This window comes from Spirosoma pollinicola (assembly GCF_002831565.1).
Taxonomy (GTDB): Bacteria; Bacteroidota; Bacteroidia; order Cytophagales; family Spirosomataceae; genus Spirosoma; species Spirosoma pollinicola.
In genome coordinates, this window is the sequence record NZ_CP025096.1 from 8,198,122 (window position 1) to 8,222,243 (window position 24,122).

General features: G+C 49.1%; 23 protein-coding genes. 7 read left to right on the top strand and 16 right to left on the bottom strand.

The genetic code is table 11. From position 1 onward, the window contains the following. Positions 1 to 51 precede the first annotated feature (51 nt). A complete protein-coding gene (locus CWM47_RS34735) occupies positions 52 to 369 on the top strand; it encodes a LytTR family DNA-binding domain-containing protein (protein WP_100993097.1) in 318 nt (105 codons plus the stop codon). A 296-nt stretch (positions 370 to 665) separates the two neighbouring features. Here CWM47_RS34735 and CWM47_RS34740 read toward each other — a convergent pair whose 3' ends face one another. Further along, a complete protein-coding gene (locus CWM47_RS34740; RefSeq protein ID WP_262511996.1) occupies positions 666 to 950 on the bottom strand; it encodes a transposase in 285 nt (94 codons plus the stop codon). 7 nt (positions 951 to 957) lie between these two features. Beyond that, positions 958 to 1,215: a helix-turn-helix domain-containing protein gene (locus CWM47_RS34745; protein WP_100993098.1), complete on the bottom strand. Its 258-nt coding sequence runs from the start codon at positions 1,213 to 1,215 to the stop codon at positions 958 to 960. Between the two features lie 73 nt (positions 1,216 to 1,288). Here CWM47_RS34745 and CWM47_RS34750 point away from each other — a divergent pair, with 73 nt between their 5' ends. The 5 genes from CWM47_RS34750 (at position 1,289) to CWM47_RS34770 (ending at position 10,648) form a co-directional block, all read left to right on the top strand. Then, a complete protein-coding gene (locus CWM47_RS34750; protein ID WP_100993099.1) occupies positions 1,289 to 2,242 on the top strand; it encodes a gliding motility-associated C-terminal domain-containing protein in 954 nt (317 codons plus the stop codon). A gap of 1,111 nt (positions 2,243 to 3,353) precedes the next feature. Then, positions 3,354 to 4,211 (top strand): replication initiation protein, encoded by an 858-nt coding sequence (locus CWM47_RS34755; protein ID WP_157816155.1) that lies wholly within the window; start codon positions 3,354 to 3,356, stop codon positions 4,209 to 4,211. A 655-nt stretch (positions 4,212 to 4,866) separates the two neighbouring features. After that, positions 4,867 to 5,595 (top strand): hypothetical protein, encoded by a 729-nt coding sequence (locus tag CWM47_RS34760; RefSeq protein WP_100993101.1) that lies wholly within the window; start codon positions 4,867 to 4,869, stop codon positions 5,593 to 5,595. Positions 5,596 to 6,182: 587 nt separating this feature from the next. After that, positions 6,183 to 9,089, top strand: a complete 2,907-nt coding sequence (locus CWM47_RS34765) for a PAS domain-containing sensor histidine kinase (protein ID WP_100993102.1) — start codon at positions 6,183 to 6,185, stop codon at positions 9,087 to 9,089. 434 nt (positions 9,090 to 9,523) lie between these two features. Continuing rightward, on the top strand, positions 9,524 to 10,648 hold the full coding sequence (locus CWM47_RS34770; protein WP_240625607.1) for an acyltransferase family protein: 1,125 nt from the start codon (positions 9,524 to 9,526) through the stop codon (positions 10,646 to 10,648). 242 nt (positions 10,649 to 10,890) lie between these two features. Here the strand turns inward: CWM47_RS34770 and CWM47_RS34775 are convergent, their stop codons facing one another. From CWM47_RS34775 to CWM47_RS34810, 8 genes are all read right to left on the bottom strand, one after another. Further along, complete coding sequence (locus tag CWM47_RS34775) at positions 10,891 to 11,499, bottom strand: hypothetical protein (protein ID WP_100993104.1); 609 nt, start codon at positions 11,497 to 11,499, stop codon at positions 10,891 to 10,893. Between the two features lie 35 nt (positions 11,500 to 11,534). Then, complete coding sequence (locus CWM47_RS34780; protein ID WP_100993105.1) at positions 11,535 to 12,338, bottom strand: metallophosphoesterase family protein; 804 nt, start codon at positions 12,336 to 12,338, stop codon at positions 11,535 to 11,537. Next, positions 12,335 to 13,399 carry an ACR3 family arsenite efflux transporter gene (gene arsB, locus CWM47_RS34785; protein WP_100993106.1) on the bottom strand — a complete coding sequence of 355 codons (1,065 nt, stop codon included), beginning with the start codon at positions 13,397 to 13,399 and terminating at the stop codon, positions 12,335 to 12,337. The genes CWM47_RS34780 and arsB overlap by 4 nt, the downstream gene beginning before the upstream one ends. Next, positions 13,396 to 13,845, bottom strand: a complete 450-nt coding sequence (arsN2, locus tag CWM47_RS34790) for an arsenic resistance N-acetyltransferase ArsN2 (protein WP_100993107.1) — start codon at positions 13,843 to 13,845, stop codon at positions 13,396 to 13,398. Before arsN2 ends, arsB begins: the two co-directional genes overlap by 4 nt. 3 nt (positions 13,846 to 13,848) lie before the next feature. Continuing rightward, positions 13,849 to 14,304, bottom strand: a complete 456-nt coding sequence (locus CWM47_RS34795; RefSeq protein ID WP_100993108.1) for an arsenate reductase ArsC — start codon at positions 14,302 to 14,304, stop codon at positions 13,849 to 13,851. A gap of 21 nt (positions 14,305 to 14,325) precedes the next feature. Further along, on the bottom strand, positions 14,326 to 15,189 hold the full coding sequence (locus tag CWM47_RS34800) for an arsenite methyltransferase (protein WP_100993109.1): 864 nt from the start codon (positions 15,187 to 15,189) through the stop codon (positions 14,326 to 14,328). A 64-nt stretch (positions 15,190 to 15,253) separates the two neighbouring features. Beyond that, a complete protein-coding gene (locus CWM47_RS34805) occupies positions 15,254 to 15,580 on the bottom strand; it encodes an ArsR/SmtB family transcription factor (RefSeq protein ID WP_100993110.1) in 327 nt (108 codons plus the stop codon). 63 nt (positions 15,581 to 15,643) lie between these two features. Beyond that, positions 15,644 to 16,351 (bottom strand): low molecular weight phosphatase family protein, encoded by a 708-nt coding sequence (locus tag CWM47_RS34810; protein WP_100993111.1) that lies wholly within the window; start codon positions 16,349 to 16,351, stop codon positions 15,644 to 15,646. Between the two features lie 290 nt (positions 16,352 to 16,641). On the opposite strand from CWM47_RS34810, the gene arsA reads away from it, so the two are divergent. Further along, positions 16,642 to 18,477: an arsenical pump-driving ATPase gene (gene arsA, locus CWM47_RS34815; RefSeq protein WP_206170569.1), complete on the top strand. Its 1,836-nt coding sequence runs from the start codon at positions 16,642 to 16,644 to the stop codon at positions 18,475 to 18,477. A 188-nt stretch (positions 18,478 to 18,665) separates the two neighbouring features. On the opposite strand, the gene CWM47_RS34820 is transcribed toward arsA, so the two are convergent. From CWM47_RS34820 to CWM47_RS34845, 6 genes are all read right to left on the bottom strand, one after another. Further along, the gene (locus CWM47_RS34820; RefSeq protein ID WP_100993113.1) at positions 18,666 to 19,760 is read right to left on the bottom strand and encodes a cytochrome-c peroxidase; all 1,095 of its coding nucleotides are present in this window, start codon (positions 19,758 to 19,760) and stop codon (positions 18,666 to 18,668) included. Between the two features lie 2 nt (positions 19,761 to 19,762). Then, positions 19,763 to 20,572: an MbnP family protein gene (locus tag CWM47_RS34825; RefSeq protein ID WP_100993114.1), complete on the bottom strand. Its 810-nt coding sequence runs from the start codon at positions 20,570 to 20,572 to the stop codon at positions 19,763 to 19,765. 92 nt (positions 20,573 to 20,664) lie between these two features. Then, on the bottom strand, positions 20,665 to 21,576 hold the full coding sequence (locus tag CWM47_RS34830; RefSeq protein ID WP_100994169.1) for a hypothetical protein: 912 nt from the start codon (positions 21,574 to 21,576) through the stop codon (positions 20,665 to 20,667). Positions 21,577 to 21,586: 10 nt separating this feature from the next. After that, positions 21,587 to 22,636 carry a cytochrome-c peroxidase gene (locus CWM47_RS34835; RefSeq protein WP_100993115.1) on the bottom strand — a complete coding sequence of 350 codons (1,050 nt, stop codon included), beginning with the start codon at positions 22,634 to 22,636 and terminating at the stop codon, positions 21,587 to 21,589. A gap of 41 nt (positions 22,637 to 22,677) precedes the next feature. Next, positions 22,678 to 23,502 carry an MbnP family protein gene (locus CWM47_RS34840; protein WP_100994170.1) on the bottom strand — a complete coding sequence of 275 codons (825 nt, stop codon included), beginning with the start codon at positions 23,500 to 23,502 and terminating at the stop codon, positions 22,678 to 22,680. Between the two features lie 172 nt (positions 23,503 to 23,674). Beyond that, positions 23,675 to 24,058, bottom strand: coding sequence for a hypothetical protein (locus CWM47_RS34845; protein WP_100993116.1), 384 nt, complete (start codon positions 24,056 to 24,058; stop codon positions 23,675 to 23,677). Positions 24,059 to 24,122 lie beyond the last annotated feature (64 nt).

A 24,122-nucleotide genomic window follows, 5' to 3' on the forward strand; every position in this document is an offset into this window, starting at 1 on the left:
CAAAAGTCTACTCACATCGTAGGTTATAGATAATCATCCGATATTCGAGCTATGAGACACTCAGCGTTAGGTAATCAGGCGGGACGAATAACTCATCTTATCGGCGAAGGGAACTATACCCGGATCTATTTCACGGATGCCCCTACGCTATTGATCAGCCGAACCTTATCATATTGTACGGCACAACTTCCTCATTTTGTTCGTCTGCACAGAATGTGTGCAGCCAATCCCGATTACATCAACGAAATTCGTCCGATACCAAACAAGCGTGGTGAAGCTTTAATTGCGGGAGCCTGGCTACCCGTTAGTAACCGACGTCTACCGGACGCCATCCGACAATTGAAGGCCATAAAGAGCAAGGCTGTTTAAAAATAACTCTTCTCTCACTGTATAACACAAGCCTGAGCATACATATGCTCAGGCTTGTGTGCTTATGCGTGTTTGTCGACCGATCCTCCAATACAGATCGCTAGTGCTTTTACAGAGGCAAGATTTCCCGTTCCTTTCGAAAAGAGCCAAACGTACGATAGAGGTAGACGATATTTACCTCTCAACTCTGCATGTTCTGCCTTAACAAAATAGTTGGTAAAGTCCTTTGACCACCATACAAAAGGTAAGTACAGCTCAAAAAAGATAGCCAATAGTTTGGCTTATAGAGCCGTGCATTAGCCTGTAATAAAGCCTATCTCTTTTTTACGGAAAAAGGCTTTAACCAGTTTTGGGTCTTGCTCTAAAAGCCGTACCTGTTCCAAAACGGCTACTGCGAGTCCTTTTAAACTGCTAAATACTTGATTTTTTAAACTTCGTTTTAGTTGACTCCAGACCAACTCGACTGGATTAAGTTCAGGGCTGTAGGCCGGTAAACGCTCCAAATGAATCCGACCTGGCCGCTCTTTTAGAAAGGTTTTTACCACCTCACTGCGGTGGATCGATGCGCCGTCCCAAATCACTAGCTAGCTAGGGGTTACGCCCTTGGCCTAGTTTTCGATTTAGGCCAACAATGCCTGCTGTTTCCCAGGTGTTTATCCATGTTCCGACCGTATTATGATTGACATCTAGATGAGTGGCAATTTGTTTGATGGTCACACCAGCTTGGTTCAACAAAAGAGCTCGACATTTTTCTCTAAATTCAGGTTTAGGATGATATTTTGCCCCTTCCCGTAAAGTTATTTGTTCTGATTCGTTTAGATCGATATGCTTTTCTTTGCGGCTCATGAACCTAAGGTAGTTAATCTAAGATAAATTTGCTCAATTACTTATATCACAGCAAGGTTCGCCTATCATTACCATGGTGACAGGCCGAAATCCAGTCTGTGACAAGACGAATGGAGCATTAACCATTGTAGCCAGATCGAATAGTGAACCGCTCGCTTATTCAATTGATGGAATACATTTTCGCTCAACTCCTGATTTTGAAGAGTTACAAGCTGGAGATTATTTAGTACAGGTTAGAGATGTTAATAACTGTCTGGTTACCAGCAAGGTAACATTGGTTCAATTGTCCTCTCCTGTCATTCAGAATGTGGAGGTTCTGGCCACTACCTGTGGCCAAGCCAATGGGAGTTTGACGATTACCGCATTAGGGACAACCAATCCCCTGTTATATAGCATCGATAGTTTGACTTTCCAAGAGAATCCTGCTTTCACTAATCTCAAGGCCTCTACTTACCGAATTTATATAAAAGATGGCAATGGTTGTACCGTCGACAGAAATGCTCAGGTTCTGGCAAGTTCTGCACCCCGAATTGACCAATTACTAAGTGAGTCGGCGGCCTGTGGAGCGAATACAGGTCGATTAACAGTTGTGGCTGATGGCCAAGGTACATTAACCTATTCGTTGAATGGAGGTGTATTCCAGGAGCAACCTTTATTCTACGATCTATCCAAAGGAGAGTACGAAGTTGAGGTCAGGGATGGGCAACAGTGTTTGCAGAGACAAGCGGTTACTATTTCTGAGGAATGCGAATCAGAGGTTTACGTTCCTGATGCTTTTAGCCCAAACTATGACGGAGTAAACGATACTTGGGAGATTAAAAGCAGGGTTTTAGAGGACATTATTATTAATATTTATAATAAGTGGGGTGAAAAAATATTTTATTCTAAACAAGGACAGCGCCAATATTGGGACGGCACTTACAAAGGCGATTTAGTGAGTCCTGGTGTTTATACTTATCAGATGGAGTGGCATGCTCAAAACGGCATAAGAAATATTAAGAAGGGAATATTAGTATTGATTCGATAATGGATCTTTAGACCTTGTCGAGTATCTGTTTTTAGCCTATTGTTGAGTGGTAGTAGTTATTTTTCTGATTTCCGGGAAGGTATCCTATATCAAGCTATATAAGTGCTACTGTAAGCTTTTCTTATATGAATGACAGTTTACCACCAATCAACTGAATAATCCCCTAGAGCGTCTTTATGCGATTCAGAGTATGTACTCACGGGTGAACGGATAGTTGACCAATTTTTTTCGGTAATGTGAGAGAAGATTGTGTGAGTTGACTTATTCAGAAGTTGCCTTGAAAACCGTACAAAAACCTCGTATTAGCAGGTTTATTCCAGTCTTTGTAATTGTTGATTTTCAGTTATTGACTACTAAATCAGGTAAACAAAATTATAATTAATTGATTATCATATATTTAGCCGAAAACCGTACAAAAACCTCGCACAAAATAGAAAACTGGTGTTCGTGTTCGTTTTCTTTTTCTTTTATTGCAAGACATGGATGTATTACTAGATCTATGTCTTGTGGCTGTTTAACCGTATTAAACGTAAAATAACTTGTTGATTATCAATATACTAATGTCTAAAACCGTACAAAAACCTCGTTATTTTTGTAAATAAACTTATAAATAAATGGCCAACTAACTGTTTAATAGATAGTTAACTCTAAAACCGTACAAAAACCTCGTGAATGTATTATTCAATAGTCTGTAATTGATGATTTTTTTTCCTCGCTTCCTGATTTCTTGTCTTTTTCTTATATCGAATTTACTTTTTCTTTGGTTTACACTAGACGCTTCTTTTTCAAATTATTTGTGAATCAATTTTATTTTAATCTATTTTGATACTTTAACTCTCTTCTAATATCTTGTCAATCAATAGTTTACAAGGGGTATCCCCGTACAAAAACCTCGTCACTCCCGTACAAAAACCTCGCTATCTCCGTACAAAAACCTCGTAACATTTTGTCTCAAGTCCGTACACTAACCTAGTAGCCAATTTTTTATCCCGTACAAAAACCTCGTCAATTCCGTACATGTTATTTTATTTGTTAGGTTTCGGCATTAAATGTGGATAACACACCTATGCGGACACCCTCAAACCAACTTTCCCTGCTCACTCCCAAGCGGATGAGTGAGATCTTATTTCAGAGCAATGCCTTAACGACGGCTCAGTATGAGATGACGGCTCTCCAGAAAAATATATTTTATACTGTTCAATCACAGTTGGGAGCCGATGACCTGCCGGGGAAAGAATATCTTGTTCGGGTTCGTGATATTATGAGTGTTACCAATACTAAGAACCCGTATGAAGATTTGCGGAAGGCCACTGAAAACATGATGCAGAAGATCATGACGATTGCTGTTCCAAACGGGTTCATCCAGGTAGCCCCTTTTTCCTCTGTACAATATAATACAAATGAAGGAACAATAGCGATTTGCATAGACAGTAAGTTGCGTCCCTATTTGTTTAATCTGGAAAATCGTATAACTATTTTTGGTTATAACGAGGCCATGAATATTCCAGGTAAATACTCCAAGCGGTTATATGAAATGTTATCGCAATGGAAAAGTATGGGACTTATGAAGGGTACTATTGTCAATCTGCGCGCTGCACTAAAATTAGAGGATAAATATCCAGACTGGGATAATCTCAAGCGCCGGGTTCTTGAGCCAGCAGTAGCAGAAGTGAATAAGCATTCAGATTTGTTCGTTAAATTTTATCCAGAGCGCGAGAATCGTCGAATTGTCTTGCTCAAGTGGACCATAAAGCAAAAGGAAACGCATATTATCACGCCCACTCCATCAGAGTTGGAACAGAAGTTAATCAGTGAATTTAAACTTCGTCCCGATCAGGCGAAGTTTGTGATTGAAAATTATGAGATTGTCTTTATTCACAGAAAGCTTCATGAGATTGTCGTCAAGAATGCTTCCAGAAGAATTCAGTCCATGGGCGCTTATACGGCAAAGGTGTTTAATGTGATATAGCATTTAGATGGTATGAGAGTATTCAAGTAAAGTGTAACAGTGGTATACTACTTTCACTTGTGATTATAAATAACTGTATTTGAACTATTTACAGTCAAAAAGGCAGGGCTATCCTACCTGAACTACTTAAAACGTATAATTCATTTCAGGAAACTCATTAGATGGGAAGGTTTCGTGAAATTTGATTAGGCGAACGGCAAGTGTTCCGCCACCGTGAATGAAACATTTGAAAGGGTCGTTTTCTATCCGTTTCATTCAATCGACCGTTAAAATGAATTCATGGCTCTAACTAATTGAATTGTATGTCATTTTGCTTCATAAAATATAGTATTGTATCAGTTATACTGGATACCCAATACATGTGTTTTTGTCACACAATAACCTCCTATTCGGGCTTTTTCAAGGTAAAAAAGAAGGGATTTGCCCATAAGAATCTTGACCTACCAAACCTCTTTTATAGACTTACTGAACCTCCGTTTTATGCTTATAAAGAACTGATATTTAGTAGTTTATAAGTCCCCTAAATCAATCAAATAAATTATTGATAAGAGATTAAGAGATCAATGCAAAAAATTTCGGAAAGGGAAATGAAAACCGCTAGTATTTAAAGAATTATTTATTTACTTTTATAGTAAATAAATAATTCTAAATGACTATGGCTAAAAAACCCACGAAACGAGAGGATGAGGCCCCGTTGGCAGCCCTTCGTACCGTCCTCAAAACCCAAGCTATTCAACTTTCACCGGGAATAAACCAGATCAGTAACCCGCCACCGCCGGATCAACACTTGGAATACTACTTTATTCCCATGCAGTTTATGACCCAGTATCAGGCTTACAACCGACCCGGCAAGCCCCTGAAAAACCTAAAATTGGTTAATTATGACAAGCCCGCCATATCGCTTTCCTTTTTTTACAAGCACAAATATTCCATTGAACGTCAAGTAATTCATGGAGACGTGCTACAGCATATCAAGAATTATCGGGATGACTTGCTAAACCGATCCCTGATGGAGCAGCTTAGCGTGGGCCAGCTCAAAGAACTTCGAGAAACGGACGAACTCCTGCGCAGGGTGAGGCAAGAGCCGGATGCCTACCAGGCCTGTTTTTCCAATTATCACCATAAATACTACTACTGGTATTGTACCTACCGTTATTTTGATGATCTGGCCAGTATGAAAACGACCACCAGTAGTGAACACTTACTCAAGCACACCGAGCGAGTTGGCCATCAGGTACATGAGCGGCTCAACATCATCTTCATTGATCCCGAGTACATTAATGAATCGGTGCCCCATGATCACAAATTAATTGACCGGGAGTTGAAAAACTACCCGATTCACCTCCGACAAGGCATTACAACCCTGTATCTTCGAGAGCGTTGAGAACAAAGGTCTGCACTGCAAAACGGGGCCAAAATGAAAATAGAGAGTTAGAAAACTCAGTACTCGACGCAGCTAAGCTTACTTTAATAGGTTTACCGGGTTTATTGCCTTTAAATGGGCCAAAATAGGCTGTATTCTGCTTGGTAACCAGCCAGTAAAGAAAACGACCGTTTTCTTTACTGATCCTCAAAATCAGGGTTTGGTGAGACAGGAGCAAACAAGTGCTGAAAAGCAGGAACGATCGTTGTCACTTAGTTACTCAGTACAATACTAAACGCCTCAACAACCTTCCCACGACACAGAGGAATAATGTCGCCATTATCGCCTACAAACTCGGCTCCTGAGTCCCCAGGCAGAATCTGTACGGCACGTTCCCACGGATAACCCTCATGCATGTTTTGCAATGTAAGTTGGGCAGTTCTTGTTCAAGGTTGATAACCGATGTAGCCATAGTCTAACACCAGCAGACCAGCCATGCGGTCGCTAATAGCACTAATCATCGAGTGCGTGCCGAGTATGGACTACTATTTTGCCATAATTAAGTTGTAAGCTCTGTTTAACTTGCATTGTATTTTCTTTGATTAGTTATGACCGGCGATCAACGGCCACTTGATAGAAGCAAACAACTCACCGAGCGACTGGATATTAATTTGGCCCTGCAAGCGGCGGATCTGGGCGTTTGGGAAATTGACCTCCCCACGAACCAAGTCTTGTTGGACCAGCGGTGCTGTCAACTCTTCGGCATTACCAGCCATCAGCTTTCCTTTTCCGATACACTGCACCACATTCATCCGGACGATGTCGAGGGGGTCAATCAGGCCATGCAATGGGCTTTGAATCCCCAATCAGATGGAAACTATCAGGTATCCTACCGCAGCATTGGCCAGGACGGCCGTACCCACTGGATTCGCTCAACGGGTCGGCGTTACCTCGATCAGCGGGGTCAGCCTATCCGCTTGGCGGGGGTATCCCAGGAACTAACGCAGCAGGTAGAGGCTCAGCAACAGGAGGCAGCGGCTCTCCAGCAGAGTGAAGACCGCTTTCGTGTCTTGATTGAAGAAGCACCCGTAGCCACCTGTTTGTTTGTGGGGCGGCAGCTGGTCATTGAGGTGGCCAACCAAGCCATGATCCAGGTGTGGGGGAAAGGACCCGACGTGATTGGCTTGCCGCTGGCCGAAGCCCTACCCGAACTGAAAGATCAACACTTTCTAACCACCCTGGATGAGTTGTTCACCACGGGTAAAACCTACCAGGCGAAGGGGGGTCGGGCCGACTTAGTGATCGAGGGTCAATTACAAACCTTTTACTTTAATTACGATTTCAAGCCCCTGCGCACTCCCGGGGGAGAGGTCTATGCCATTCTGGAAACGGCTCAGGATGTCACCGAGCAAGTGTTGGCTCAGCAACGCGTTGAACAGAGCCAACAGCAACTGCTGACTTTGTTTGAGCAGTCACCGGTGGGCCTGGCTACCATCAGTGCCAGTGATGAACTGGTGTTCCAGTGGGCTAATTCGTTTTACGGGGAATTAGTGGCTCGCCCACCCCAGGACATTGTGGGTAAACCCTTGCTGGACGCCCTGCCCGAGCTAACCGGCCAGGGCTTCGATGAGATCCTCAAAAACGTTATTGCGACGGGAAACCCGTTTGTTGCCCCTGAGGTGGCGGTCGGTATCCTGCGGGATGGCCAGTTGACAACCATCTACGTGGACCTGACTTACCAACCTCAGAAGGGAGCGCTGGGTGCTGTAGAGGCGATCCTGGTGGTCGCTACGGATGTGACTCAGCAGGTAGTGACGCGTAAACAAATTGAAGAAAGCGAAAGTAAGCTGCGGGCCATTGTGGCGACAGCTCCGGCGGGTATCGGCGTGTTTGTAGGGCGGGATCTGGTGATTGAAAATCCCAATCAAACCTTTATCGACATCGTGGGCAAGGGACCCCACATCGCCGGGTTACCTTTACGGGAGGTCATGCCCGAACTGCTCACCGAAGTCCAGCCGTTCCTGCAGATTCTGGACGATGTCTTTACCACGGGTAACTCCTTTATCTCACCGAGTTCGCTGGTGAAGATTGTGCAGAACGGGGTGCTGACGGATAACTATTACAATATTTCCTACAGTCCCATCCGGAATGCGGCTGGGGAGGTGTATGCCATTCTGGATATCGCCATTGACGTGACCGAAGCGGTCATAGCCCAGCAGCAACTAAAAGTCAGTGAAGCCTTCGCCCAAAACCTGTTGTATAATTCACCCGTCGCCAATGTGGTCCTGCTGGGGGAAGATATGCTCATTCACAGCATCAATGAAGGCATGCTGGCGATGCTGGGTCGGGATAACTCCATCATCGGAATGCCATTTATAGCCGCCATGCCCGAGCTTGAGCCGACTCCTCTGCTGGGTCGTCTCCGGCAGGTGCTCACCACGGGCGAGGCCTTTCAGCAGCCCGAAGAACGATTTGAGCTGGTGCGCTACGGCCAGCCCCATACGGGCTATTACCAGTACATCTACACGGCCCTTCGGGATGCGTTGGATCAACCCACGGGGGTGGTCATTACGGCGATTGAAGTGACCACCCAGGTGCTGGCCCGCCAGCAGGTGGAGGCTAGCGAAGCCCGATACCGAACCTTGTCCGAAGATTTGGAGCAACAGGTACTGCAACGTACGCAGGAGCTGGCGGCCACCAACGAAGAACTGGCGGCTAATAACGAAGAACTGGAAGCCAGTAATGAAGAATATGCGGCCCTGAATGAAGAGTTGGAGGAGGCCAACTCGCTGCTGATTCGTTCCAACGACAACTTGCAAACCTTTGCTTACGTGGCTTCGCATGACTTGCAGGAGCCCCTGCGCAAGATTCAGCAGTTTGGCGATCTTCTGCGTCAGCGGTCGGGTTCTACCCTGGGAGATGGCCTGCCGTATCTGGAACGGATGCAGGCCGCGGCATCGCGCATGTCGGCCCTCATTCGCGATTTGCTCACCTTCTCGCGCATCTCAACGCAACGAGACACGAGCGGACCCGTGGCGTTGCCCGCCGTTATACAAGTCGTACTGACCGATCTGGAGCTGGTCATTGATGAGACGGGCGCGCGGATCGAGGTGGACGATTTACCAACCCTGGAAGGTGACCGCAGCCAGTTAGAACAACTGTTCCAGAATCTGATCAGTAATGCCCTTAAGTTTCGTAAGCCTGGCGTGGTCCCCCTGGTTCAGATCCGGAGCCGTTGGCTCGCTGCGGAACACCTCCCGCCAACGATCAAACCAGCCCGGCGCGCGGTAGCTTATCACCAGCTTGAGGTCATCGACAATGGGATCGGTTTCGATGAGAAGTACCTGGACCGTATCTTCCAGGTGTTTCAGCGGTTGCACGGGAAGAGCGAGTATGCCGGAACGGGGATTGGGCTGGCTATCTGTGCGAAGGTAGTCACCAATCATGGGGGTGCTATTTCGGCCCGGAGTCAACCCGGGCAAGGGGCTGCCTTTACCATTTATTTGCCTGTTTAGCTTAAAGCACTTGTCGTCTATTTGAGACGCTACGAGTACTTCACTCCAGTATCAGGATTTATCCAGGTCCACAAAGGCGGTAGTGCGTCCGGGCCACGCTTGGCATCTCGACCGTGCTGGGCGTCGGTCGGCTACTGCCCCGCGCCGGAATGCCGGACCACGGCGGACCGGTACGATTCTGCTCGGAGACCTACTCTGATCATAGTTTTGTAAAACGCCCCAATTAAGCAGCAGATGCATCTAAGCCTTGGCGTCTCGCATCGGAGCATTTCATAAGATGATTCTAGATTCATCGTTAATAACTTGATGCCCCGTTCTTTAGCCGTCGATGATTGGTTCGTCTGATGGATGAGTGGCTTCAAGAAATGAGATAAGTTATCGAGTTGGTTTCCCTTTGACCTACTTTTGGCCGCCTAATCACTTGGCATTGCGTAATGCCTGAGCGAATGAATAATAACCCGTTTGGCACTAAGCCGCATTATCAACTCTTAGATGGACTGCGGGGGGTAGCTGCTATGATCGTAGTCTGCTTTCACCTGACCGAGCCGCTGGCCAGCAGCCACCTGGACAATATAGTAAATCATGGCTACCTGGCCGTTGATTTCTTCTTTCTTCTGTCTGGCTTTGTCATTGGGTATGCCTACGACGACCGATGGGGTCAGTTAACCATCGGCGGCTTTCTACGGCGACGCTTCGAGCGACTCCAACCACTGGTTGTCCTGGGCATGACGCTGGGTGCCCTAGGCTTTTACTTTACCGACTCAACGATATGGCCTCTTATTCATACCGTTCCCGTGTGGAAGCTGATCGTCGTTTGGCTTATCGGCTGTACGCTTGTACCCATTCCCCTGTCAATGGATATACGCGGCTGGCAAGAAATGCATCCACTCAATAGTGTGGGCTGGTCCTTATTTTTCGAGTATATCGCCAACATACTCTACGGGCTGGGGCTGAGAAAATTGTCAACGAAAGCATTGACTTGTTTCGTGGTTCTAACCGGTGCCGTGCTGTTGCATTTTGCGGTTACGAATCTCAACGGAGATGTTACCGGTGGCTGGACACTGAATGGTGAGCATATGCGGGTTGGCTTGACACGTACACTATTCCCATTTTTTGCCGGTTTGCTCCTTTCTCGGGTAGCCCGGCCAGTTTATATCAACCACGCGTTCGTATGGTGCAGCGGGCTGGTTATGGCTGTTTTGCTAATGCCCAGATTAGGTGGAGCCGACCATCTTTGGGTGAATGGGCTATACGAAGCGTTTTGCATCATCCTGGTCTTTCCCCTCATTGTCTATATCGGTGCCAGTGGTGTCGTGCATAATCAAAGGGAAGCGAAAATTTGTCAGTTTTTGGGCAATCTATCCTATCCCTTATACATGACCCATTATGTGCTAGTTTATTTTTACGTAGCCTGGGTAAGCAATCACAAAGGCATCACCTTGTGGCAGGTTTGGCCTTATGCCCTGCTGACATTTTCAGGCGCTATTGTATTAGCTTATGCCAGCTTGAAGTGGTACGATGAACCGGTACGAGCATGGTTACGCACCAAGCTGAAGTAGTAAAAGGAAGGAATACATCTCTGAATGAGTAAACTCTCACGTTATAGTCGCTAAAGTGGGAAACGCCAGACTCAGTACCCGTTGATGATTCGTTTCATTAACTACCCCATTTTATAGCATAAACTTAAAGGTGTTTTTATCTCATGCTGGAGCATTTTGTGAGATCCGCTTTCAACTCATTCAATTATTAACGACCGTTTGCTTGTGAATAAAACAGGGCTGCAAAGCCCAATTAGAGGCTTCTACCGAACAATCATTCCTTTGTGCAAATATCCTTCGTAGGGGCCGCATCGCACCAGGCAGTAAGTGGGGCCATGCTTTAGAACCGTGACTTTCTCATTGGTGACGATATGCACCAGCTTAGAGCGGTGATCTTGGCGACGGAAAAGCAGCGCATAGGGCAGCACGGCGGCTTGCTGGCCTTCATCCGGTTTTATAGCGTCGGGGGCTAGTAGATGCGAATCGCGCTGCCTGTTCTCGACCAGGATTTCTTTAATCGACTCCTCGAACTGCATCAGGCGTAGTAAAACGGCATGGTATACCTCTACGCGTCCATAATCGGGGGAATCGTTTTCGAGCCGCTGCAAGTAGCCGTGCAATTCGCCCTGGAGCTGCGAATAGGCCGGGGCATCGACTACCGACAAATGATTGAGCTTCTTTCCCAGCGTGGTTAACTGGTGCTGAATTACGCGCCCGTTGCTCTGGTAGGGTGTTTCCCTGACGCTGGTATAGCGCCACGCGCCCTCCCGTGTGTTGTCGATCAGAAAATGACTGCTCGACTGAGCAAGGCCGGGAGCTGCCATAAAATACAGCATCCCGGCAATGGCGAACCAACAGAGGATCTTTCTCATACGCTGGGAGATTTAGGAGCGGTCGAGTAAGTCGATCAACGGGCGATGCGCAAGGCTTCCGCGTAGGCATCCGGCAATTCGCTTTGCTCAACCGCTTGGGCTGCTTTTTCTACATCGTAGGCAACGCGCACGAATTCCACGGCAACCCCTTCGCGCGAACCTGGCCGCGCTGTTTCGTCTATGGTCAGCAGCACATAACCGGCCCTCGGATCACCATCCTTAGGTTTTCCCACAGAACCAATATTGATGGCATGACGCCAATAGGTTTCCTGGCCTTCTGCTTCGGCACTCACCACTTTGTGAAAGGGTTTGTGCGTATGGCCGAAGCACATCACATCGGCTCCCGCGCCCTCGATCACGCGGCCCAAACTGCGGTCGCCCCGATCCTCAAACAGATATTCGTTTACGCGCCGGGGGCTGCCATGCACCAGCAGCAGCGTGAATGGGGTTTGTTGCTGCCAAAGGTGTTCGGGGTCATTGCCTAGCTCAAATTCAACCCGACTATGAGTTGGGAGCGTGCGCAGATACTGCCGCTCATCATTACCTACCTGAGCATTAGTATAGGCAATGGACACTTTGCCATTGGCCTTTTCCTGCTCCTCTTTATAGGCGCATCCGCAATCGTCGGAGCCGCGACCGATGCCATAATCATAATTCCCGGCGATGGTGGGAATGCCTCGTTTGCGAATGGTGCGGATCACTTCGTTCGGCCAGATGTTGTAACCGACCAGATCCCCCAAACAATACACCGCGTCAGGCTGGCGGCTGTCGATGTCGGCCAATACTGCATCGAGTGCGGGCAGATTGGCGTGGATGTCCGAAAACAGGGCAATTTTCATGCGTGTTTTTGAAAGGCTTTTGTGTAGTGGGGGGCAAACTTCTTTTCTTGTTTCAGCGCAAAATTGACCATCAGAATCAGCACCGGCACTTCGATCAGGGGGCCAACCACGGCGGCAAAGGCCGCGCCGGAATTGATGCCGAAAACGGCGATGGCTACCGCAATGCCCAGCTCGAAATTATTGCCCGCTGCGGTGAAGGCCAGCGACGTGGATTTGCCGTAATCGGCCCCAGCTCGTTTCGAGAGGTAGAAGGCCGAAAAAAACATGATGGCAAAATAGATCGTCAGCGGAATGGCGATACGCACCACATCAAGAGGGATAGACACGATCAACTGCCCTTTGAGGCTGAACATGACGACGATGGTAAACAGCAGCGCAATGAGCGTTATCGGGCTGATGGCGGGTAAAAAGCGTTCTTCATACCACTGGCGGCTGAACAGCCTGGTAAGAATGATCCGCGAGAACAATCCAAGCAGGAACGGCACACCCAGATAGATGAAAACGCTCTTAGCTACTTCGCCAATTGTGATGTTGACGGTGTAGCCTTTCAGCCCGAATAAGGGCGGCAGCACGGTAATAAAAACGTAGGCATAAACCGAATAGAACAGCACCTGAAAAATGCTGTTGAAGGCCACCAGGCCAGCGGCATAAAGCCGGTCGCCTTTGGCGAGGTCATTCCAGACGATCACCATGGCAATGCAGCGGGCAATGCCGATCATGATTAAGCCGGTCATGTATTCGGGTTTATCGGGCAGAAACACCACGGCTAGGCCGAACATGAGCAAAGGGCCGACGATCCAGTTTTGAAACAGCGACAGGCCCAGTATCTTGGTGTTGGCAAACACCTTCGGCAACTCGCTATAACGAACTTTTGCCAGCGGTGGGTACATCATCAGCACCAGGCCAATGGCCAGCGGTATATTGGTCGAGCCGGAATTAAACTGATTGATGAAGCCCTGCGACTGCGGGAAGAAATACCCGATGCCCACGCCGATCAGCATGGCTAGGAAGATCCAAAGGGTTAAATAGCGGTCGAGGAACGAAAGACGGGGGACACTCATGATTGATCCTGAGTTAGCGCGCGTTTCATGACGATGGCCGATGATGGGCATAGTTCGCTGAATTGCTGCGTCTGTTGAATGGCCGCAGGCACTTCCTGACGGTTAACGATTTGAAAGCCATACCGCTCAAAATAACGGTCAGCCGTATTGGTGATTAGATATACGTTTTCCAGGCTTGATGCCTGAGCGGTTTCCATCAATCGGCTGACCAGTTGGGCGGCAATCTGCTGGCCCTGGTACTGTGGATCGACGGCCACCGAACGTAGTAGACCGACCAGGCCGAAGCGTTCCAGACCAGCTACCCCGATCGGGCGGCCTTCCTCTTTGGCGATGACAAAATCAGCAAGTCTGGTTGGTAAATCCTCAGTCAATAGGTGCCCTTGTTCTAGCAGGGCAATGATTGCCGCTTTATCAGCCAGTTGCGCAGGTTCGATGTAGAGGGCCATAGGTTATTGCGGAACGGGTTCGCCTAACCGGCTTTTGATGAATTCCTGACTGTAAGTTTTGATCAGGTCACGCACCCGGCGGAAGGAAGTCAATTTATCCTCGCCTGGGCGGTCCCGCTCCGGCGTACCGGCCGATGCGGTGTGGCCAGGATCGGGAAAACTGTGATGGATCATTTCGCCCGCCGTGGGAAAATACGGACATTGTTCGCGGGCATTATCGCAAACCGTGATGACGTAATCGAAGGGTATTTGCACATACTCGTCGGCATGGTTCGAGGTATGGTGTGAAATGTCGATACCGTCTTCGGCCATCACTTGAATGGCCAATGGATTGACGCAGTGGGGCGCAACACCTGCACTATAGACTTGGGCACGGTCGCCCGAGAAATGCTGCAAATAGCCCTCGGCCATCTGGGAACGGGCGGAATTGCCTGTACAAAGCACTAGGATTTTTTTCATGATGATTCGTCGTTTTCGGATTTAGTTGCAGCAATCGGGGCCACAGCAAGAAGCCGTTGCCGTTGGGGCATCAGCGGGCTTTTGAGCAAAAACGGTGACGCTGTAAATGCCCTTATCTTGCTGGCGATAATCGGCGATTTCTTCGACTGACAGATAGTTTTTCAGCACATCATCTGGCAAAGAAATTTCGCGCTCTTTTCGCACGGTGATGTTGGTAAAGCCGCTCTCCTGCACGAGCTGCAAATAGTCGGCTTTCTGGATGGCACCCGAGACGCAACCCACATAGAGTTCGGCGTCCTGTTGCAAGCCTGCGGGCAATTCACCTTTCAACACAATATCGGAGATGCTGAAATGACCACCGGGCTTTAAAATGCGAAAGGTTTCGGCCACAGCTTTTTGCTTGTCGGGAACCAGATTCATCACACAATTGCTTACTACCACGTCAGCCAAGTTGCTTGGCAACGGCATGTCCTCGATGTCACCATAGACGAACTCGACGTTGGTAAAGCCGAGCGTCTTGGTGTTTTTGCGGGCGCGGTCAATCATGGCCGGGGTCATATCCAGGCCAATCACGCGGCCAGTTTCGCCAGTTTCGGCACGGGCTACAAAACAGTCATTGCCTGCACCTGATCCAAGATCCACCACCGTATCACCAGGTTTGATCTGAGCGAATTGTGTGGGTAGGCCGCAACCCAATCCTAAATCGGCTTCGGCGACGTAGCCTTTCAACTCGTCATAGCCCACGGTCATATCAATGGGTACATTAGCGACGGTTTCAGGCCCACAGCAGGAGGTGGGGCCGCAGCAGCTATTCTCTTCTGGCTGTTCGGCAATCGCGCCGTATTTCTGGCGCACGACTTCTTTGATTTGCTCGGCAGTTTCCATTTGTTTTTCTATTGGTATAATGTAATATTACGATTGATTCGGTCAAAAAAATACGCGCTACTTATTAGCAGCACGTAGCGGGCACAAACGTATCAAAGATGGCTCCGAAGGCGCGTTGGGCCTCCTCCCATACGGGGGGATTAATACAGTAGCACACGCGGGGCGGGTTGATTTCGCCCTGAATGATACCGATGCGTTTTAGCTCCTTCAGATGCTGGGAAACGGTCGCCTGGGCCAAATCCAGTTCTTCTACTAAGTCACCGCAGACACATGCTTTCCGGGCCACCAGCAATTGCAGGATAGCCACCCGTGCCGGATGAGCAAATGCCTTTGCCAGATCCGCGATGCGGTTTTGTTCCTCGGTGAATATTTCGGTTTTGGTCAGTCCCATATCCCAAAGGTAGCCCGTTTTTTATTCATTGCAATATTGCGATGAATAAAATCTTTGAGCCGGTTAAATGGCCACCTTTACTTTTGAGAAAACGTAAAAAGTTTCCGTGGCAATTTGCTTGCACCGCTCGTCATATTTAACGGTTTCCTGGGGTGTGCCATCGAAGGCTTTCGGATCGTCATAAGGCGTCGCTACCCGTAGAGCTGCGCCTTTCACAATGGGACAGGCTTTGTCGGCTTGTGAGCAAGTCATGATCGCCAGGAAATTGCTTTGGGGATTGCTGGCATCATCGTATTTCTTGGAGAACGCTTTGATGGGTTCTAGCCTAGAAGCGTAAGTGACGGCATACATGGGGTTCGGTCCTTCTGATACTTTAGCAATATCAAATCCCGCTTTTTTACAGGCCGCTATCGCCCGCTCGTTAAAAGCACTCACTTCGGTGCCCCCGGAAAAAGTTTTCACGTTGGGGATGCCGTAGTATGTCGCTGCGGTGGCGGCCCAGATCTGGCCAAAGTGGCTCCGTCGGGAGTTATGCGTGCAGATATAGGTCAATTGAACGGGTTGACCCGCTTTTACTTTGGTTTGGATGAACCCGGCAATTTTGTCCAGTTCAGCTTTGCGATCAACCGGTATGGCGGCAAACTCTTTTTTGATCGTGTTGATATACGGGACCAGAGCCTCGTTCACAATCGTCTTTTTACCTGGGTCGCTGGCCAGTACGATGGTCGTTGCCAGTAGGAAGAGCACGGTTAATCGGTTCACTACAGTCATAGCAGACATGAAGAAAATGGGGTAAAGATTTATTTTCTATCGTAAAGATACGATATAAATACCTGCTAGCGATATCTTCGGCTAGAGCTATTGGGAGGTCCTATCGTGATTATTCTACCAGTGACCTTGCGTACGAACGCTTTCCTAATCCGTGTTGTGGTAATGGGTTCCGGCAATAAGTCCAACTGATTCTGGCTCAAAACCGGTTTCTGCTGATCAGAAACAGGTACCGGGTTAAGGAAAATCAGTCATTGGACGGGCTTATCCACCTACTTTTATCTATTTATCCGGTGCCCGTATACCAACCGGCACTACCCGCTACGATCAGTAACATGGAGACAACCTACACTAAATTCCTTTTCTTCACCGGAAAAGGGGGCGTCGGAAAAACGTCGCTGGCCTGTGCCACGGCGGTAAGCCTGGCCGATCAGGGTAAAAAAGTCTTGCTCATCAGTACGGACCCTGCCTCTAATTTGGCCGATGTTCTGGATACGGAAGTCGGCAATCAGATCAGCCCGCACAAAGCCCTGAAAAATCTGTTTACCATCAACATCAATCCGGAGGTGTCGGCGGAAGACTATCGAAGTCGGGTGCTGGAGCCGCTAAGGGAAATGCACTCACCAGATGAACTGAAAAAAATTAACGAAGGCTTATCGGGGGCTTGTACCACCGAAATAGCCTCGTTTGACGAATTTTCCCGCTTTATCACGGGTGAAGAAAGACCCGATTCGTATGAGATTGTCATTTTTGATACCGCCCCCACGGGCCATACCCTGCGGCTGTTAGAACTACCGGCCGCCTGGGATACCTTTCTGGAGCATAATCCCGGCGGTGCCTCCTGCATTGGGCCTTCCTCGGCCCTGAAAAGCAGCAAAGATCGCTACAGGCACGTGATAACCAGTTTACGGGATAGCACTCTGACCACCTTCTACCTGGTCAGTCGGGCCGAAACCGCGTCGCTGAAGGAAGCTGCCAGAACTAGTCTAGAGCTCATTGACTTAGGGATGAACAACCAACGGTTGTTGATCAACGGGGTTTTCAAGACGATTGACAAAACCGATCCGGTCGCCCGAAAAATGGAAACAATGGCGGCAACCCAACTGGCCGCGCTGCCTTCGGATTTGAGCCGGTTAGCCGTAACGACCTTTCCCTTATTACCCTATAACCTGCTGGGGCTGGAAAAACTGCGGTCTTTGTTTGATCAGGGTTTACAAACGCAATTCAGTACGGAAGCCCATTCGCTGTCTATGGAAAGCCAGCCTACCTTTCCTGATTTGACGGTGCTGGTTGACGAACTGGAAAAAGACCGTACCAGCGGATTAATTATGACGATGGGTAAGGGCGGGGTTGGCAAGACGATACTAGCGGCTACAATCGCGACGATGCTAGCCAACCGGGGGCATGAAGTCCTGCTCACCACCACCGATCCGGCGGCCCATATTCAGGATTTTATCAATCAACTGACCGAATTACCCGCCACCTTGACTGTCGAGCGAATAGATCCCAAGTGGGAAACCCAGCGCTATATCGATAAGGTCGTTGCCCAAAAAGGAGTCAACCTCAGCCTGGAGGGAAAAGCGTTGTTACTGGAAGACTTACAGTCGCCCTGTACCGAAGAGGTGGCGGTGTTTCATGCGTTCTCATCGGCCATTCACCGGGCCAAACGCCAGTTTGTGGTGATGGACACGGCTCCCACGGGCCATACGCTGTTGCTGCTGGATACAACGGGGAGTTACCATCGGGAAGTGATGAAAAATACCGGGCGCAGTTCGGGCAAAATAACTACGCCCTACATGTCGCTACAGGATAGCCACTTTGCGCGGATTCTCTTGATTTCGTTGCCCGAAACGACCCCCATGATCGAAGCCGAAGCTCTACAAACCGATTTGAAACGAGCGGGTATTACGCCCTTTGCCTGGGTGATCAACCAATGTCTGTCAGCTCTATCGGGCCTGAAGGACCCGCTACTAAAAAAACGGGCGTTAGCGGAGGGAACCATTATAAAAACCATTGCTGAAACCCTGGCCACCCAAACGTTTGCCGTTCCGTACCTAGCCGAATCCAGTCTATTGCCCGCCATGCTTTCATTCTATGCGCACCGAGCGCAGTCTACTCAAGCCGTCTAACCTAGATAAGGTACACGGACGGGTAGCCCAGAATAATTTTCAGGAAAGCGTTTCTTTAAACGCCCGGTTATCCGAGACGATACTTGAAAAGTTTCTTTGTCTCAGGAAGGAGCGTTTTTATGAGAATTAGTAATTCATGATTTTACACTGAATGCCGTTTATCTATTTTGATGTTCAGCGATAAACTCCTAGTATGGCTTAAACCGACGATCCGTTAAAAATGTGTTATCCGTCAGGGTGTACAAGAAACTGATGATATCTTTCTGATCTTGTTTGCTTAAGGGAAGACCAGTCTGAACCCCTTTTTTAAGCAAAGCGTCCAATGACGTATTATCCTGAACACCCGTAGCATAGTGATTCAGCACACGTTCCAGACTGGCCAGCCGACCGTCATGCATGTAAGGTAATGTACGGTCAATATTGCGTAGGCTGGGCACTCGGAATTTGTACTTATCGGTTTCATTCAGCGTAATAGTATAACGCCCTAAATCTGGGTTTTTCGCATTCGGATTAGGTAGTAGACCATTGTTGCGAAAGCTCTGATCGGTGAACAACTCACCCGTATGACAGCCACTACAGTGCTGGGTAAATAAGGTTAGGCCCCGAAGCTCCTGCTCCGTGAACTGGCCCCCGTCTTCGCCCCGTCGATATTTGTCATACTTCGAATTAGCCGACACCAGCGTCAGCATGTATTGGGAGAGGGCCTTTAAAAAGCGTTCCGAGGTAATGGTGTCGCTACCATAAGCGGCTTTGAATAAGGCCGGGTATTTGGCGCTATGGCGAACTTTGTCGAGTACGTGCGTTAAGGTGTCGCCCATTTCGACCGGATTCTGAATGGGCGAGATAGCCACCAGATCCAGATCATGAACGCCACCGTCCCAGAAGAACGCCTTGTTCCAGGCCATATTCTGAAGGCCCAGACCATTGCGGGGGCCTCGCTGATCCCGGATGCCGTGGCTCAGCACGTGATCGGTATGGGCAAATCCGGTTTCGGGTATGTGACAGAACGCGCAGGTAATGGTTCCGTCCTGGGAAAGCATGCCGTCAAAAAATAACGTTTTCCCCAAGGCCACCCCCTCATACGTAAGCGGGTTTTTGTTCAGATCATAGACCGGATCAGGAAAATTAGCCGGTCTACTCCAGGGGTAGGGCGTCGTCTGATAATCGACCACCGGCGACGGATCGGGTTTAATTGATTCTACGCCTTTTGTCTGCTGACAAGCCGCCACCAGCCCGAAAATACCCGCACTCAGCAATAGACTGACAAATGCCCAACGATTCATAGCTACTGAGCGGAATGATGGGTGACGCGAAACATACCGGCATAATTCGAAGCGATGGTGGACGAGAAGGTCGAAACCATGACCGTCGGGTTAGCGGCCAGACTGATTCGGGCTGAACCCTCGAAGACCTTCAGCACATCTGCCTGAATGACTACCCCAGCCGTTTGACCAACGCCCAGCTGAAGGCCGCCCCCCGACAGGGGGAGGCTGACGGTGCGCAGGTTATTGATAGTTTTGGAATCGTAGCCACCAAACAAACCGACGTGATACTGAAATCGACTTTCGCCCGTCGGATCGGGAGCCACCGCCGGTGAGCTTCCTTCAAGCTTAAAAAAGATATAGCCCGAGTTCCAATCCCAGTACATACCGCCGTTATGACCGCCCCCCGGTTCGAGCACGCCTTTGCGACGGCTCACGTCCATTGTACTGCGCAGGCTATCCACGCCAACCAGGTACGTAACGCCCGTGTAGGCTCCAGTTGGCACCCCGTGCAGGGTAATTGTCTGGGAAGCCGGATCGGATTCGCGAACCAGAAAATAACTGCTGTCCTGGGGTACGGTGTAGGTGCTACCGTCAGACCGTTGAAGCCGGATATTACTGACAAAATAATTGAGCAGACTCACCCCGAACGGCTCGCCCGAGGAGTTGGTATAGCTACCCGTAGCCAACTGTAGATCCTGATTACCGACGACATTGTTAAAGGTAAGTTGCAGGGTTCCTGTATCGGGGTCTGGCTGTTGATTGGTGCAGCCCATCAGCCAGCTACTCAGGACAACGCCCAGCGAAAGACTCCAGAGAATAAATGGTTTCATAGCCGTAGAGGGTTTGGAATGAAGTCAATGTAGTAGCCAGCTAATCACTCGTTTAGTAACGAAATAATCGGGCAGGCATTACGTTTATGGGCTCAGAATAAAAACGTAACGTGCGTGGTTAGCTGGTCGTTAGCCAGCAGCTCACCCTCTGATAGATACTGCGATAGGGGATGCCGGTAACTGACGCCGAAGGAAAGTTTGTTCAGATACACTTCGGTCCCCAAATTTAAATAAGTGGCATACCCGCCCGTCTGCTTGTTCATCACGCCTTCCCGGATGTCGTGGCCAGCCTGCTCGACAAACACCCCCGCATTGGGCATGATGGATCGGCTGCCTAAACTGGTCAGATAAAACACGGAAGCCGACGTGTTGAGTCGGTTCCCAAAGCGGTACCCATTGGGATTCGTGGTGGTTACCCGGTAGGAAACGTCGGTGTTAAGGCCCCAATTTTTGTAGCGGGCGGTGTAGATCAGATTCCCGATCCAATCGGTGCTTCCCGTGCCTAACTGGAAATTGGCGTTCGCTACATCCAACAGGCTATTTTCGTCATAACGGAAACGCCCGGTTGCTAATTTAACACCACCACCGACCAGTAAATTATGATTGACGGCATGGACGATTGAATCATCCATAAACGTGTTGATCAGGTTATAGTGCGCTACTATCGTTATATCACCCAAACCGCTCAAAGGCGTTACAGCTCCGGTTTTAAGCAGGGTTTGCTGACTGAACTGGTAAGGGACAAAGGCCATAACCTGCACCCGCTTGGCGGGATAAAATCGCCCCCAGAGTTCAGCCGTGCGAAACTGTTCCCGGCTGCTTAAATTCAAGCTGGTCAAATGCGAGTTAAAGCTGTTGTACCGGTAACGTACCCCCAGAAATCCCCGGTGGCCCTGGGGTAGGATGCCAAAAAATGATCCGCCGTTACTGCACCCGCATAAATCGCAGGCCTGCCCGGAAAAGGTCGATAGCGCCATCAGGCCAACCAGAATAAAGTTTTTCATATAATTCATGTTAAGGTTCGACAAAGCGCGGATCACGCAGAAACGCTTCGTCGGTCAGTGTTTTCAAGAAAGCGATAATCTGCTGCTGCTCATGCGTGGTGAGAGCAATGCCCAGACGTCCATTTTGTTGCAGCAGTGGGTCAAGATTCTGTGTCTTCTGTACGTTTTCGGTATAATGGGTCAATACCGCGTCGAGTGAATAAAAGCGGCCATCATGCATATAGGGTAACGTCTTCTCCACGTTTCGCAGACTGGGCACTTTAAACCGGTAGGTATCTTCCTCTAGTTCGGTTACGTGGGCCCGGCCTATATCGTTACTACCCTGAATGAAGAGCCCATTATTCCGAAAGCTATTGTCGGTGAATAGCTCCCCCGCATGGCAGCTACTGCATTTGGCCCGGAACACGGTTAAACCGGCCTGTTCCTCATCGGTCAGCGTTCCGCCTGGCTCCTTACGGACCCATTTGTCATACCGGGAATTACCCGATACCAGCGTCAGCATGAATTGGGAAAGCGCCTGTAAAAAGCGGGGGCCGTTGATCTCCTCACTGCCAAAAGCAGCGTTGAACAGGGGCGGATACCGGCTACTTTTACGCAACTTAGCGATCACATTACTCGATTTGTCGTCCATTTCGACGGGGTTTTCAATAGGCGCAATGGGAGCCAGATCGAGATTGTGAACCCCACCGTCCCAGAAGAAATTCGTCGCCCAGGCCAGATTTTGAATCGGCATGGAGTTGCGTGTACCTACTTGGTTATCAATGCCGTGGCTCACCTCATGCTGATGGTGGGTAAACGCGTAGGCTTGATTATGACACTCGGCGCAGGAGATTGATCCGTCCCGTGATAGCATACCGTCATAGAATAAGGCCCGCCCCAATACGAACCCGGCTTTCGTCGGGGCGTTCTGATCAAGCGCGTAAACGGGCTGGGGAAAGTTCGCGGGCTGCGTGAAAAGGACTTCTGGCTGCGCCTGGGGGTCCGTGGTCTGACAACTCACTAACCACCCACTTGAAACCAGGAGCCAAGTCAGCCGCTGTATACCGGTGCTGTTTTTCATACGTAGCTAGTTGGCCCGGCCAAATGACCGGGCCAGGTGAATCACTGCTTGTCGTTATGAACGTGATCGATTTGAAACATGGTCTTGCCGTTGTCAGCCAGGGGGATAGCCGCTGCGGGCATATGTACGCTATTGGTGGCGGCCAGGCTGATTTTATTGGGGCCATCCAATAGTTTCAGTCCATCAACAAACAGATGAATCACGGGGGCTACGTTGCCCCGCACGGTTGCCTGGTTGGTGATCGGCAGCGTCACGGTGCGCAGATTATTGACCGTTTTAGCCGATCCATTCCAGCCGCCCCCGTAGCCGCCCACGTGTAGCCAGAATTTATGGTCGATGTTGGCCGTGGCCGGTACAGAGCCTGACGTACCTTCCATCTTCATAAACAGGTAACCTGAATTCCACGACCAATACATGCCATCCTCGCCATAACTGGTTGGGTCCAGTACACCGGTACGGTCGCCAGCCCCACCAACGCTTTTGAGACTATCCACCCCGATCATAAAGGACAATTCTCCGTAATTGCCTGCTGGTACGTCCGTCAACTGGATCGTTTGCGTCCTGGCATCGGCTTGGCGCACCAGAAAATACTGATTCGGAAATTTGACCACGGTTCCATCCTCTTTTTTGAGGGCAATGTTACTCACGAAGTAATTGAATGTCGTCAGCGAAAAGGTTTCCCCGGAACCGTTTTTATAGGGAGTCGTACCTAAGACCATTTTTTGATCGCCAACTCGGTTGTCGAACTCAATAGAGACCGAGTTTTTGGCGTTGGGGTCGATGCTATCCAGCGCCTCTTTGTGGCAGGAAACGAACGTAAAGCTGATCAGTAGAATCGAAAGTATACGGGCGAAATAATTGCGCATGATTGGATTGATAACGGCCATACCGAATCCAGATGAAACGACTAGTGACTAGCCGTTTGTCCATCTCGATTGATCGACCAATGAAGAATAAGTAGAAAAAAAGACGATAAGTACCTCCACCAACTACCGGTTGGGAAAGGCACTAAAGCCAAAGCGGGCTTACCCGAAAAGACTAGCAGTCGATTGTCGGGGGCTGAAAAATGGGAGAAAGCGGGGCTGAATAGGCCGTGAACTGGTAGACAAACGCGGTGCGTTCGCGATGAATTAGGTAGGCCGGTAAGCAACTAAAGTCAGTAGCGTCCGTACAGAAAAGCTGGATAGACGGCGTCTTCTGCACCCGCTCGGTCGTTTCCTTATCCTGCTTGTCCTGCTGGGCTTTCAGCCGTTTGGCGAGGTAGCATTTACCATCACAATGCAGTTCAGGGCGGTCTCGGTTTTCGCAGAGGATACGAGCAATATAGTCCTTATCCAGCTGATACTGAGCAATAATGCCCCACGAACTCACCGTCGGTAGCAACGTAGCCATCAGCAATAGATAAAGAATACAGGTTCGCATGGACAAGTCGAAAGCGCTTACAAAAATAAACAAAAAAAAGGGCTACTTCGCCAAAAGAAAGGGT